This window comes from Nocardioides sp. NPDC057767 (assembly GCF_042798275.1).
Classification (GTDB): Bacteria; Actinomycetota; Actinomycetes; order Propionibacteriales; family Nocardioidaceae; genus Nocardioides.
This window is the reverse complement of record NZ_JBHVKJ010000055.1, coordinates 1-13,512: the sequence shown is the minus strand read 5'-3', so window position 1 is coordinate 13,512 and position 13,512 is coordinate 1. Positions and strand designations below refer to the sequence as shown.

13 protein-coding genes are annotated in these 13,512 nt (G+C 68.9%); 11 read left to right on the top strand and 2 right to left on the bottom strand.

The annotated features are described in order from the left end of the window. Window positions 1–256: 256 nt before the first annotated feature. Window positions 257–1,207 carry a 5'-nucleotidase gene (locus ACFVDI_RS23180; protein WP_378910924.1) on the bottom strand — a complete coding sequence of 317 codons (951 nt, stop codon included), beginning with the start codon at window positions 1,205–1,207 and terminating at the stop codon, window positions 257–259. A gap of 99 nt (window positions 1,208–1,306) precedes the next feature. On the opposite strand from ACFVDI_RS23180, the gene ACFVDI_RS23175 reads away from it, so the two are divergent. Next, on the top strand, window positions 1,307–1,744 hold the full coding sequence (locus tag ACFVDI_RS23175) for a low affinity iron permease family protein (RefSeq protein ID WP_378910922.1): 438 nt from the start codon (window positions 1,307–1,309) through the stop codon (window positions 1,742–1,744). 51 nt (window positions 1,745–1,795) lie between these two features. Here the strand turns inward: ACFVDI_RS23175 and ACFVDI_RS23170 are convergent, their stop codons facing one another. Further along, complete coding sequence (locus ACFVDI_RS23170; protein ID WP_378910919.1) at window positions 1,796–2,269, bottom strand: hypothetical protein; 474 nt, start codon at window positions 2,267–2,269, stop codon at window positions 1,796–1,798. Window positions 2,270–2,360: 91 nt separating this feature from the next. On the opposite strand from ACFVDI_RS23170, the gene ACFVDI_RS23165 reads away from it, so the two are divergent. The 10 genes from ACFVDI_RS23165 to ACFVDI_RS23120 all read left to right on the top strand — a co-directional run bounded on the left by ACFVDI_RS23165 (window position 2,361) and on the right by ACFVDI_RS23120 (window position 13,388). Beyond that, window positions 2,361–3,476 carry a sensor histidine kinase gene (locus ACFVDI_RS23165; protein ID WP_378910916.1) on the top strand — a complete coding sequence of 372 codons (1,116 nt, stop codon included), beginning with the start codon at window positions 2,361–2,363 and terminating at the stop codon, window positions 3,474–3,476. Beyond that, entirely contained in the window at window positions 3,473–4,246 is a 774-nt protein-coding gene (locus ACFVDI_RS23160; RefSeq protein WP_378910913.1) for a LytR/AlgR family response regulator transcription factor, read from the top strand. Before ACFVDI_RS23165 ends, ACFVDI_RS23160 begins: the two co-directional genes overlap by 4 nt. 5 nt (window positions 4,247–4,251) lie before the next feature. After that, the gene (locus ACFVDI_RS23155) at window positions 4,252–4,635 is read left to right on the top strand and encodes a hypothetical protein (protein ID WP_378910910.1); all 384 of its coding nucleotides are present in this window, start codon (window positions 4,252–4,254) and stop codon (window positions 4,633–4,635) included. Beyond that, a complete protein-coding gene (locus ACFVDI_RS23150; protein WP_378910908.1) occupies window positions 4,632–6,173 on the top strand; it encodes a cation acetate symporter in 1,542 nt (513 codons plus the stop codon). The genes ACFVDI_RS23155 and ACFVDI_RS23150 overlap by 4 nt, the downstream gene beginning before the upstream one ends. A gap of 184 nt (window positions 6,174–6,357) precedes the next feature. Beyond that, window positions 6,358–6,708, top strand: coding sequence for a DUF485 domain-containing protein (locus ACFVDI_RS23145; protein ID WP_008356293.1), 351 nt, complete (start codon window positions 6,358–6,360; stop codon window positions 6,706–6,708). 1 nt (window position 6,709) lies between these two features. Beyond that, window positions 6,710–8,341, top strand: coding sequence for a cation acetate symporter (locus ACFVDI_RS23140; RefSeq protein WP_378910905.1), 1,632 nt, complete (start codon window positions 6,710–6,712; stop codon window positions 8,339–8,341). 112 nt (window positions 8,342–8,453) lie between these two features. Beyond that, window positions 8,454–10,412, top strand: coding sequence for an acetate--CoA ligase (gene acs / locus ACFVDI_RS23135; RefSeq protein ID WP_378910902.1), 1,959 nt, complete (start codon window positions 8,454–8,456; stop codon window positions 10,410–10,412). A gap of 129 nt (window positions 10,413–10,541) precedes the next feature. Then, window positions 10,542–11,840 carry a Na+/H+ antiporter NhaA gene (gene nhaA, locus ACFVDI_RS23130; RefSeq protein ID WP_378910900.1) on the top strand — a complete coding sequence of 433 codons (1,299 nt, stop codon included), beginning with the start codon at window positions 10,542–10,544 and terminating at the stop codon, window positions 11,838–11,840. Between the two features lie 42 nt (window positions 11,841–11,882). Next, window positions 11,883–12,290 carry a phage holin family protein gene (locus tag ACFVDI_RS23125; protein ID WP_378910897.1) on the top strand — a complete coding sequence of 136 codons (408 nt, stop codon included), beginning with the start codon at window positions 11,883–11,885 and terminating at the stop codon, window positions 12,288–12,290. 165 nt (window positions 12,291–12,455) lie between these two features. Then, window positions 12,456–13,388 carry a DUF559 domain-containing protein gene (locus ACFVDI_RS23120; protein ID WP_378910895.1) on the top strand — a complete coding sequence of 311 codons (933 nt, stop codon included), beginning with the start codon at window positions 12,456–12,458 and terminating at the stop codon, window positions 13,386–13,388. Window positions 13,389–13,512: the final 124 nt, after the last annotated feature.

Here is a 13,512-nt window from a genome sequence, read left to right as displayed (position 1 = left end):
ATTCCGGACGGGGCCGGAACGGCCGCTCTCCCACGCGTGTCCACACCTGCAGCACATCAGCCGCCGGCGGCCCCCCGCCGAACGCGAGAGAACCCGGATCTCCTCGTCCTCGGTGCACTTGGCACACATAGCCGAAGTCATCGAGTGAACTCCTCGCACTTCTCAAGTGAACAGAATCTGTACAACTCGGCCCAGGGTGACATATGCACGGGCCCAACCACCAGATGAGCACTTCTTGTGGGTGAACTGTAAAGCGCTATTGACCAGCGGGAACATCGTCGGCGTTGGCCACTCCGTAGGGGATGTGGACCCCGGCGATCGACCCGACCGCCTCGTCCAGGTGGGTCGTCTGATCGTCGAAGAAGATCAACGGACGCAGAACCTCCAGCACGCGTCGCTTCTCCACGCCACCGAGGAAGAACGCCTCGTTGACGTACACGTCCCAGGACTGCAGCGACCGGATCGCGCGTTCGTGGGCGGGGGCGCCGCGGGCAGTGACCAGCGCGATCCGCAGCCGTGGCTCGTAGCTCGGATCCTCCAGGCGGCGCTGCTCCTCGATCTGCTGGATCAGGTTGAGGTCGCGCAGCAACGGCTGCAGCGGCCCGGGCTCGAGCGGCTCGGTCTTTCGGCTCGCCTCGTAGTCCCGATACCTCTCGATCCCCTCCTCCCGGAAGATCCGCTCGGAGCCGTCGTCGGCGAGGACGCCATCGAAGTCGAAGGCGACGACCACGGAGCGGTCGGTCTCGTCGTACGTCGCCGCCGACGGCAGGACGTGACCGGCCGGGAAACCCTCGCGGTTGGCCGCGATGACGTCGTCGCGGTTGCCACTGAGGAACAGCGACATCCCGAGCGCGCCGATGTAGGGATGCGGCGAGCGGCCCTGGGTGAAGACGGCGCGGGTCATCGGCAGGCCATGGTGCTCGATCGAGCGCATCACCCGCAGCCCGGTGCTGGGGTCGTTGCGCGAGACCACGATCACCTCGACCAGACCGTCGTCGGCGTCCTCGGCCAGGTCGTTGAGGCTCAGCAGCCGCTTGATGAACGGGAACGCGACGCCGGGCCGGAGCTGCTCGTCGATGCGCTCGTCCTGATATCGGCGGTAGGCCTCCTCGCCGTGCTCGCGGAAGTAGGCGTCCGACTCGGTCAGGTCGAAGAGCGCGCTCGACGCGATCCCGACGACCAACCGCCCGCTCAGCTCGTATCCCACGCTCCGCAACCTACCGCTCACCTCCGACACCCGGCGGCGGCGAGCGGAGCATGACGAGTCGTGAATCGGGTACCGGAAACAGCGGTGTAGGAGGTAGTGATGTCGACGAGCGATCGCGAGCACCATTCCGGGCTTACGAACGGCGGGAAGACGATGCCGTCCCAGGTCGGGAACCATCTCGGTGTGTTCGACCGATTCGCAACCCATGCGAGCACCTTCGTGTCGCGGGCGTGGTTCTTCGTCCTGTGTGTGCTGCTGGTGGTGATCTGGGCACCATCCGTCGTGGTGCTGCCCGACATCGACACCTGGCAGCTGATCATCAACACCGTCACCACGATCGTCACGTTCCTGCTGGTGGCGCTCCTGCAGAACACCCAGAAGCGAGCCGACGACGCCGTCCAGCAGAAGCTCAACGCCATCGCCGAAGGACTCTCCGGCATGATGGAACGCCTGGCCCGCGACCATCCCGAGCTGCGTGACGATCGCGACGAGCTGCGCCAAGCGGTGGGTCTGGAGGAACGGGAGAGCGCGGAATGATCCGCGCACCGACTCGATCGCGTGCTCGAGTCACCGCCGACCCGGTGAGGGTCAGTCGACCTTGGTGACGCGGAGGAACTCCTGGACGTCGAAGACGGCGCGGAAAACGCCGGCGGCCTTGGGGAGCAGGGGCGCGACCTCGGCGTAGGGGACGACCCGCGGGTCGGTGACGCGGTGCTCGACGCCGTCGTGGACGATCGTGGCCGAGTTGGCGGCCAGGACGTTCTGGGCCCAGTCGACCTTCGAGGTGTAGGGCAGGTTGATGACGAAGCCGTCGGGGGTCGGGAAGGGCGTGATCGGGGTGGCGTACTGCCGGCCGCTCGCGCGGCCCACGTGGAGGACGACGCCGTTGGTGGCACCTTCCCCGCCGGCGGTCTTCAGCGCCTCGGAGGCGAACCGCTTCGAGAAGGCGCGGATGCGGTCCTGCAGCCAGGGCGACTTGTTGCGCATGCCGATCACGAAGGTGGCGCCCGCGCCCACCACACCGGCAGCCAGCAGACCCGGGATCACTCGACTCAGTCGCATGCGCCAAACCTACCTCGCACCCCTGCAGCGGCCCGGGTGACAGATAACGTGGGCGCGGTCACAATTGTGGGATCGGACGAGAGGAGTGCGGATGCGGCGCTGGCTGCGCTCTCCCATGGGCACCCACCTGGGCACAGAGGCCGATCGGGCGACCTTCCGCACCCTCCACAACGCATCGCTGGCGAGCCCGGCGTTGCGGGGCGGCCTGACCGTCGACAGCGCCGAGCGCGCGGCCCCTCATCTCCAGGCGCTGCTGGCCGCTCCGGCGCTGGCGATCACCGACACCGACGGCCTGCTCGCCTGGGAGGGCATCGGCACCCACCACCAGGAGCACGTGACCAAGCTGGCCGAGGGCACGCTGGAGCGCGGTGCGACCCGGTTCTACGACCGGGTCGACCTCGAGTGCGGCCAGGCCGGCTGTCCACTCCACTCCGCCGTGGTCAGCCCGCTGGTCGTCGACGACCATCTGGTCGGCACGCTGCAGGCCTACGCCCCGGACACCTCCGCGATGATGGTCCGCGCCACCGACGAGGTCGCGACCTGGGTCTCCGGGCAGCTCGAGCTCGCCGAGCTCGACGCGTCGCGTCGGCGCCTGATGGAGGCGGAGGTGCGCGCGCTGCGCGCTCAGATCAGCCCCCACTTCATCTACAACTCGCTGGGGGCGATCGCCAGCTTCGTACGCACGGATCCGGAGCGTGCACGCGAGCTGCTCCTGGAGTTCGCGGACTTCACCCGCTACTCCTTCCGCACCCACGGCGAATACACGACGCTGTCCGAGGAGCTCCGCTCCGTGGAGCGCTACCTGCTCCTGGAGCAGGCCCGGTTCGGTGAGCGGCTCTCGGTCCGGCTCTCGGTCGCACCCGAGGTGCTGCCGATCGCGGTGCCGTTCCTATGCCTGCAGCCGCTGGTCGAGAACGCCGTACGCCACGGCCTGGCCGACGCGCAGACCGGCCACATCTCCATTCGGGCCACCGACAGCGGCACCGAGTGCGTGATCGAGGTCGAGGACGACGGCGCCGGCGAGGACCCGGAGAAGGTGCGCAACGCGCTGGCCGGCGGCGCCGACTCCGTCGGGCTCGGCAACGTCGACGCCCGGCTCCGCAACGCCTACGGCGACGACTACGGCCTGGTCGTCGAGACCGCCCGGGGCGCCGGCACGAAGGTCATCCTCAGAATCCCGAAGTTCGCCCCAGGAGTGCACACATGAACGGCCGTACGACCCAGGCATTCGCCGCACGGCAGGGGGCGCCGGGTGGGCGCTTGAGGATCCTGGTCGTCGACGACGAGCCACCGGCCGCCGACGAGCTCTCCTACCTGCTGACCCAGGACTCCCGGGTCGCGGAGGTCCGCACGTGCCTCAACGCGACCGACGGGCTGCAGCAGCTGCAGGGCGCGGGCGTGGACGCGGTGTTCCTCGACATCCAGATGCCGGGCCTGAACGGGCTCGAGCTGGCCCGGCTGCTGGCGCGCTTCAAGACGCCGCCGGCGGTCGTGTTCGTGACCGCTCATGAGGAGCACGCCCTGGAGGCGTTCGACCTGCGCGCGGTCGACTACGTGCTCAAGCCGGTGCGCGCGGAGCGCCTGGCCGAGACCGTCACCCGGCTGATGGGCAGCATGCCGGAGGAGGAGCCGAGCGGCGACATCCAGATCCCGGTCGAGCTCGGCGGCGTCACCCGCTTCGTGTGGCGCTCCCAGATCACCCACGTCGAGGCGCAGGGCGACTACGCCCGGCTGCACACCGCCGACGCCTCCCACCTCGTGCGGGTCCCGCTGACCCAGCTGGAGCAGGAGTGGGCATCCGCCCGGTTCGTACGCATCCACCGGTCCCTCCTCGTCAACCTCGCCCACGTGACGGAGGTGCGGTCGGAGGCCGGGCGCTGCTCGGTCGTCGTCGGCGGCGCGTCCCGCGGCACCGAGCTGCAGGTCAGCCGCCGCCACACGCGCCAGCTCAAGGACCTGCTCGCCCGGCGCGGCTGATCCAGATGACAGAACCCCAACGCGTACGCGTCACCGGACCGCCGCGCCGACGCCCGGCCGTCCGCCGGGTCGACGTCGACGAGGACACCCGCCTCGGCGAGGTCTATCTCGGCTCCCTCATGCGGGCCCAGCTCTCGATCGCCGTACGCACCCTGGCGGTGCTCCTCCTCGGCGTCGGCTCGCTCCCGCTGCTGTTCTGGCTGGCTCCGGGGCTGGTCCACATCTCACCGTTCGGCATCCCGCTGCCCTGGCTGCTGCTCGGGGTGCTGGTCTACCCGTTCCTCTTCCTCCTCGGCCGCTGGTATCTGCACGGCGCGGAGCGCAACGAGGCCAGCTACGCCGATCTGCTCAGCACCGATTCTTCGGGCTCCGACGACGAGACGCCATGACCTTCGACTCCGCCCCGGCGATCGTCGCGGTCACCCTGGTCACCCTGGCGACGCTGACCATCGGCACCTGGGGCCTGCGGTTCAGCCGCACCACGAGCGACTTCTACGTCGCCTCGCGGTCGGTGCGGCCCGGCCTCAACGCGAGCGCCATCGGCGGGGAGTATCTCTCCGCCGCCTCCTTCCTCGGCGTCGCCGGACTGGTCTTCACCTCCGGTGCCGAGATGCTCTGGTATCCGATCGGCTGGACCGCCGGCTATCTGGTGCTGCTGACCCTGGTCGCGGCACCTCTGCGCAGGTCAGGGGCGTATACGCTGCCCGACTTCGCTGAGGAGCGACTCGCCTCTCGCGGCGTTCGGAGGCTCTGCTCGCTGCTGGTCGTGTCCATCGGCTGGCTCTACCTGCTGCCGCAGCTGCAGGGTGCCGGGCTGACCCTGGAGCTGGTCGCCGGAGCCCCGCGCTGGGTGGGACCGGTGCTCGTCGGGACCGTGGTGCTGGTCAGCGTCTTCTCCGGCGGGATGCGCTCGATCACGTTTGTCCAAGCCTTCCAGTACTGGCTCAAGCTGACCGCCCTGCTGGTGCCGGTCGGGGTGCTGGTCGCGGTCTGGGGCAGCGACGGCGCGCCCCGGGCCACCGACCTCAGCCAGACGTGGTCGGTGCCGATGGGCACCGACGGCTCGACCGGCCTCTACGCCACCTACTCGCTGATCGCGGCGACGTTCCTCGGCACGATGGGCCTGCCGCACGTCGGCGTCCGCTTCTACACCAACCCCGACGGCCGAGCCGCCCGCCGGACCACCCTGGTCGTGCTGGCCCTGCTCGGCGTCTTCTACCTGCTGCCGCCGATCCTCGGCCTGTTGGGAAGGGTGTACGCCGCCTCCCCCTCCTCCGCCGACACCCTGGTGCTCGAGCTGCCTCGCCTGATGGTCCCCGGCTGGGCAGGTGACGCCCTGACCGGGCTGGTCTGCGCGGGCGCCTTCGCCGCCTTCCTGTCGACGTCCTCGGGCCTGGCCATCGCCGTCTCCGGTGTGCTCTCCCAGGACGTGGTCGTGCCGCTGCTGCGCCGCCGGGGCAGCCGCTACGGCGGCGTCGCCGCCTTCCGGATCGCCTCCTTGGTCGCCGTCCTGGTCCCCGTCGCCGGCGCCCTCCTGACCCCGAGCGTCGGAGTCGCCCGCGGTGTCGCGCTCGCCTTCGCGCTCGCTGCCGCCACCTTCTGCCCGCTGCTCCTGCTCGGCATCTGGTGGCGCCGGCTGACCGCCTACGGAGCCGCCGCCGGGCTGGTCACCGGGCTGGTCACGACCGGGACGGCCGTGGTGTTCACGATCAGTGGGTCGCGTACGGACACCTGGGCGGATGTCGCCCTGAGCCAGCCCGCCCTGTGGGCGGTGCCACTGTCGTTCGTGGTGATGATCGCGGTCAGCCTCGCCACCGCCGCGCACGTCCCGGCCCACACCACTCGCCTGCTGGTGCGGCTGCACACGCCCGAGCCCGTGACCGAGCCCGCCGGGCCCGCCGCGACACCGGCCCTGCAGCGGCGCTGACCGGCCTCCGGCACCGCCACTCGACGCACGATTTCGACCGCTCGTCGCGCGACGGCGCCGCCCACCGAGGGACGGTGCCTCAGCCCGCGACGAGCGAGGCGAGCGGGCCCTAGTGTGACCGTGATCACACGTCGCCCGTCCTTCACCCCCACGATGGACGGCCTCGTCAACGAAAGGGTTAACCGTGAGCGCTGAAGCACACGACCAAGCCCACCGGCACGACCCGGTCTACGACAGCCTGCACGCCACGGCGGAGTTTCGCGCTCTGCGGTCGGCGTACCGGAAGTTCGTCTTCCCGGCCACGGTGGCATTCCTGGCTTGGTACCTCCTCTACGTCGTCTGCTCGAACTGGGCGGAGGGCTTCATGAACACCAAGCTGGTCGGCAACATCAACGTCGCTCTGGTCTTCGGACTCCTGCAGTTCGCGACCACGTTCGGCATCGCCTACCTCTACGCCAACTACTCCAACAAGCACCTCGATCCGCTGGCTCGGAAGCTCGACGAGGAATACGAGAGCCAGAAGAGGGAGGCCTGACATGGACGGTAGCCAGATCCTCACCACGGTCCTCTTCCTGGCCGTTGTCGCGATCACCATCGGCATCACTTTCTGGGCGAGCCGGCAGACGAAGACCGCGGCCGACTACTACGCCGGCGGCCGCGGCTTCTCCGGCTTCCAGAACGGTCTCGCGATCGGTGGCGACTACATGTCGGCCGCCTCGTTCCTCGGTATCTCCGGCGCCATCGCGCTGTCGGGCTACGACGGGTTCCTCTACTCGATCGGCTTCCTCGTCGCCTGGCTGGTGGCGCTGCTGCTGGTCGCGGAGGTGCTGCGCAACTCCGGTCGCTACACGATGGCCGACCAGCTGGCGTACCGGATGAAGCAGCGCCCGGTCCGACTGGCGGCCGCGACCTCGACGGTCGTCGTGTCGATCTTCTACCTGCTGGCCCAGATGGTCGGTGCGGGCGCCCTGGTGGCCCTGCTGCTCGGCGTCGAGGACCAGGCGATCAAGAACATTGTGATCCTGTTCGTCGGCGCGCTGATGATCTTCTACGTCACCGTCGGCGGGATGAAGGGCACCACCTGGGTCCAGATCGTCAAGGCCGTCCTGCTGATGACCGGCTCGGCACTGATCGTCATCCTGGTGCTCGCCCAGTTCGGCTTCAACCTCTCCGAGCTGCTCGGCTCCGCCGCCGACGCCTCGGGCAAGGGCGACGCCTTCCTGCAGCCGGGCCTGAAGTACGGCCTCAGCTTCACCAGCGAGCTGGACTTCGTCTCGCTCGGGCTCGCCCTGGTGCTCGGCACCGCCGGCCTGCCGCACATCCTGATCCGCTTCTACACCGTCCCGACCTCGGCGGATGCCCGCAAGTCGGTGCTGTGGGCGATCGGCCTGATCGGCGTCTTCTACCTGTTCACCCTGGTCCTGGGCTTCGGTGCGGCCGCGCTGGTCGACCCGACCACCCTGGACAAGGCCGGCAACCTGGCGGCGCCACTGCTCGCGCAGGAGGTTGGTGGCGGTGAGGGCTCCGTCGGAGGTGCCGTGCTGCTGGCGCTCATCGCAGCGGTCGCCTTCGCCACGATCCTCGCCGTGGTCGCGGGTCTGACGCTGACCTCCTCGGTCTCCGTCGCCCACGACATCTACAACTCGGTGATCAAGCGTGGCAAGGCCACCGAGAAGCAGGAGCTGAAGGTCTCGCGCTGGGCCGCGGCGGGCATCGGTCTGGTCGCGATCCTGCTGGCCATCCCGGCGCAGTCCCTGAACATCGCGTTCCTGGTGGCGCTGGCCTTCGCGGTCGCCGCCTCGGCGAACCTGCCGGCGATCATCTACAACATGTTCTGGGCGCGGTTCAACACCCGCGGCGCGACCTGGTCGATCTACGGCGGCCTGATCTCCTGCGTCGGCCTGGTGTTCTTCTCACCGGTCGTCTCCGGCAAGACGGCCGTGGACGCGGTGACCGGCGAGACGATCTCCGCCTCGCTGTTCCCGCTCGGCGTGGACTTCTCCTGGTTCCCGCTGGAGAACCCGGGCATCATCTCCATCCCGCTCGGCTTCTTCCTGGGCTGGCTGGGCACGGTGACCTCGAAGGAGCCGGAGACCGCCGAGCGGTACGTCGAGCTCGAGGTCCGCGCCCTCACCGGCGCCGGTTCCGAGAAGGCGATCACGCACTGATCTCCCACGGCGGGCCGTCGTACATCTGCAGTCGTACGACGGCCCGCCATCATTCTTTCCCCCGCACTACCCTGTGGCTTGAGCCACACATTTTTCGTACGTAGGAGTCACTGTGACCGACGAGACCCTGTCCAACCTGCTGCACGAGAAGCGCCGGTTCGAGCCCCCTGCCGAGCTCGCCGCCGCAGCCAACGTCAAGGCCGACGCCTACTCCGCCGCCGAGGAGGACCGGGACGCGTTCTGGGCCGCTGCCGCGGAGCGGCTCACCTGGGCCAAGCCGTTCGATCGCGTCCTCAACTGGGACAACCCGCCGTTCGCGAAGTGGTTCGAGGGCGGCGAGATCAACGTGGCGTACAACGCCGTCGACCGCCACGTCGAGGCCGGCCTCGGCGACCGGGTCGCGATCCACTGGGTCGGCGAGCCGGCCGACGACAAGCGCACCATCACCTATGCCGAGCTCAAGGACGAGGTCTCGCGGGCTGCGAACGCCTTCGAGGCGCTCGGGGTGTCGAAGGGCGACCGGGTCGCGATCTACATGCCGATGATCCCCGAGGCCGTCTTCGCGATGCTGGCCTGCGCTCGGATCGGCGCGATCCACACCGTCATCTTCGGTGGCTTCTCGGCCGAGGCCCTGGCCGCCCGGATCACCGACTGCAACGCGAAGCTCGTGGTCACCTCCGACGGCGGCTACCGCCGCGGTGCGCCGTCAGCGCTCAAGCCGGCCGTCGACGAGGCGCTGGGCAAGGTCGACGCCGGCATCGTGGAGAACGTCGTCGTCGTCCGCCGCACCGGCCAGGACGTCGAGTGGAACGACTCCGTCGACAAGTGGTGGTCCGACATCGTCGACGGCGCGTCGACCGAGCACACCCCGGTGGCGCACGACGCGGAGCACCCGCTCTTCGTGATGTACACCTCCGGCACGACGGGCAAGCCGAAGGGCATCCTGCACACCACCGGTGGCTACCTCACCCAGGCGGCGTTCACCCACTGGGAGGTCTTCGACCTCAAGCCCGAGACCGACGTCTACTGGTGCACCGCCGACATCGGCTGGATCACCGGCCACTCCTACATCGTCTACGGACCGCTGGCCAACGGCGCGACCCAGGTGCTCTACGAGGGCACCCCGGACTTCCCGGAGAAGGGCCGCTGGTGGCAGATCATCGAGGAGTACGGCGTCACCATCTTCTACACGGCGCCGACCGCGATCCGGACGTTCATGAAGCAGGGGCGCGCCATCCCCGACGCCCGTGACCTGTCCTCGGTGCGTCTGCTCGGGTCCGTCGGCGAGCCGATCAACCCCGAGGCCTACATCTGGTACCGCGACGTCATCGGCGGCTCGAAGGTGCCGGTGGTGGACACCTGGTGGCAGACCGAGACCGGCGCGATCATGATCTCGCCGCTCCCCGGGGTGACGGCTGGAAAGCCGGGCTCGGCGATGAAGGCGCTGCCGGGTGTCGGCGCCGACGTGGTCGACGACAACGGCGTCTCCGTGCCGGACGGTGCCGGGGGCTACCTCGTGCTCACCCAGCCGTGGCCGTCGATGCTGCGTACGATCTGGGGGGACGACCAGCGCTACGTCGACACCTACTGGTCGCGCTTCAAGGACCAGGGGTTCTATTTCGCCGGTGACGGCGCGAAGAAGGACGAGGACGGCGACGTCTGGGTGCTGGGCCGCGTCGACGACGTGATGAACGTGTCCGGGCACCGGCTCTCCACCACCGAGATCGAGTCGGCGCTGGTCTCGCACGCCTACGTCGCGGAGGCGGCGGTCGTCGGTGCGACCGACCCTGACACGGGGCAGGCGGTGGTGGCGTACGTCATCCTGCGGGACGGGTCGCCGCAGGACTGCGAGAAGGAGCTCTCCGACCACGTCCGCAAGGAGATCGGCCCGATCGCCAAGCCGCGCCAGATCATGATCGTGCCCGAGCTGCCGAAGACCCGCTCGGGGAAGATCATGCGGCGACTGCTGCGCGACCTCGCCGAGGGTCGTGGCGTCGGCGACACCACGACGCTTGCGGACCAGACGATCATGGATCTCATCGCAGCGGGGCAGGCGACCTCGACCGAGTGAGCGTTCCCGGTATCGCGGCCCGGTCATCCTTCGTGGGTGGCCGGGCCGCTTGCTAGGGTCGTCGTCAGGTGTGCCGGGAAGTCTGGTCGGCGTGACTTAGTCGACCCCTGAGCCTTTGGAGGGCCGCCCGTGACCGACACCCGCAACCGACTGTTCACCCGCGGATCCTGGCTGGAGACGTCACGTACCGCCGAGATCCTGCGCGCCGAGACGACCGGCGGCATCCTCCTCATCATCGCCGCGGTCATCGCGGTCGTCCTCGCGAACAGCCCGTTGCAGGACGCGTACGAGGCGGTCCGCGACTACCGCATCGGACCGCATGCCCTCCATCTCGATCTGACCATCGGCACCTGGGCGGCCGACGGTCTGCTGGCGATCTTCTTCTTCGTCGCCGGCCTCGAGCTCAAGCGGGAGTTCGTCTCCGGCGACCTGCGCGACCCGCGCCGGGCCGCGCTGCCGATCGCGGCCGCGGTCGGCGGGATGATCGCGCCGGCGCTGGTCTATGTGGTCGTCAACGTGATCGGCGACGGATCGCTCGCCGGCTGGGCAACCCCGGTTGCCACCGACATCGCCTTCGCGGTCGCGATCCTGGCGGTCATCTCCACCCATCTGCCTGCAGGCCTGCGTACGTTCCTGCTGACGCTCGCCGTCGTCGACGACCTGCTCGGGATCATCATCATCGCGGTCTTCTTCACCTCGGAGCTGCACATCGGCTTCCTGCTGCTGGCGCTCGTCCCGATCGGGCTCTTCGCACTCCTCGTGCAGCGTCGCATCCGTAGCCCGTGGCTGCTGCTCCCGCTGGCCGCGATCGCCTGGGCGCTCGTCCACGCCAGTGGCGTCCACGCCACCGTCGCCGGGGTGCTGCTCGGTTTCACCGTGCCGGTCATCGCCCGCAACCCGGAGGCCAAGCGCGGCCTCGCCGAGCACTTCGAGCACCTGGTCCGGCCGATCTCCGCCGGCGTCGCGGTGCCCATCTTCGCGTTCTTCGCCGCTGGCGTCGCGCTCGGTGGCTGGGACGGCGTGACCAGCGCGATGCGCGACCCGATCACGCTCGGCATCATCCTGGGCCTGGTGGTCGGCAAGACCGTCGGCATCGCCGGATCCACATGGCTTCTCGCCCGGTTCACCAAGGCGTCACTCGACGATGACCTCGCCTGGTGGGACGTGATCGGGTTGGCGATGCTGGCCGGCATCGGGTTCACGGTGTCGTTGCTGATCGGCGAGCTGGCCTTCCACTCCGATCCCGGCGCCCATGACCACATGAAGGTGGGCGTGCTGTTCGGGTCCGTCCTGGCCGCCGCCTTGGCTACGGTGGTGCTGCGGGCCCGCAACCGGGTCTACTGCCGCATCGAGCAACTGGAGGCGGTGGACGCCAACAAGGACGGCGTGCCGGACGTGTTCGAGGACGATCAGGGTCGGGACCGGTAAGGTCGTGAGCGCTCCCCAACACACGTTCAGCGAAGGGTTCCCATGGCAGTCGACATCGTGAAGTCCCCGGGCGGCGAGGACCCGACGATCGGGAAGCTCGTCGTCGACGCCACTCGCGACATCTCCGAGCTCGTCAACAAGGAGATCACGCTCGCCAAGCAGGAGCTCAAGGTCTCCGTCACCAACGCTGGCGTCGGCATCGGTCTCTTCGCCGCCGCTGCGTTCCTGCTCGTCCTGGCCGTGATCATGCTGTCCGTCTCGGTGGCCTACTTCATCCACTGGGCCGGCCTGGGCCTGCACTGGTCCTTCCTCATCGTCTTCGGCTTCTACGTCTTGCTGGCCGCGTTGCTCGGGTTCATCGGCGTACTCAAGGTCAAGAAGGTCAAGGCCCCCGAGAAGGCCATCGCCCAGGGCAAGGAGATCCCTCGGTCGCTCAGGGGCCAGCGCTAACCCCCTGCCGAGGCGTCAGCCCCGTCGGCCGAGGCGTCGCCCCGGTCGGCCGAAGCGTCACGGTGACGGGCCAGTTTCCCTCCACAGGGCAGGTTGATCCCAGAGTTATCCACAGCTGCGGAAAAGACGGATGACTTCGTACGCCGCCTGGCGCACGCTGCGGCCATGAATCTCTCACTCGTCAAGGCCGACAGCGCCCTGCCCGACCGTCCCTTCACCACGTCCGACATCGAGTCGGTCGCGACCAATCGCTACGCGCTCGCCCAGGCGATCAGCCATGGCGACGTACGCCGCCCGTTTCGAGGCGTCTATCTCACCGCTCAGGCAGAGGACGATCCGGTGAGGCGCGCCGAGGCGCTGGTGCATGTGGTGTCCGAGCATCAGGTGATCAGTGACCGCACCGCCGCCTGGGTGCACGGGATCAATACGTTCTCCCAGGCGGAGATGGCGCAGCTTCCGGCGGTGGAAACGTGTGCCGTCCGGGGTCACACGCGCACGCGACGCCCGGGCACAGACGGCCGCTCGCGCGACCTTCGTCCCGAGGACATCACGGTCATCGGCGGCGTACGTGTGACGACACCGCTGCGGACCGCGCTCGACCTGGGCTGCAACCTGAACCGGCGCGAAGCGATGGCGGCGCTCAACGAGTTCGCCCGACACCATGGAATCACCCGGACCGCTCTCGACAAGGAGTTGCCACGCTTCCGGGGACGTCGCGGTGTCGTCCAGCTCCGCGAACTCGTTCCGCTTCTGAACCGTCGCCTCGAGTCCCAGCGTGAGTCTTGGACGTTGCTCGCGATCAGCGACGCCGGTCTCCCTCTTCCCGAAGCGCAGGTCTGGGTCGACGTCGAGGGCATCCCGACCTACCGACTCGACTTCGCCTATCGACTAGCCAAGGTCGCGATCGAGTACGACGGCGAGGACCACGACGACCCCGACCAGCGAATCTACGACGAAGAACGCCGAGGCTGGCTCATCGATCACGGCTGGACGATCGTCATCGTGCGTAAGGGCGACTTCACCGGCGACCGTCTCGACGCCTGGCTCCGTGAGATCAAGGACGCCCTGACCCCGAGCTACTCCTCACGCCGCTTCTGACCGAGGCATCAGCGCCGTCGGCCGAGGCGTCAGCCTCGAGAGCCGAGGCGTCAGCCGCGCAGGCCGAGGCGTCAGCCGCGCAGGCCGAGGCGTCAGCCGCGCAGGCCGAGGCGTCACTCCCCTG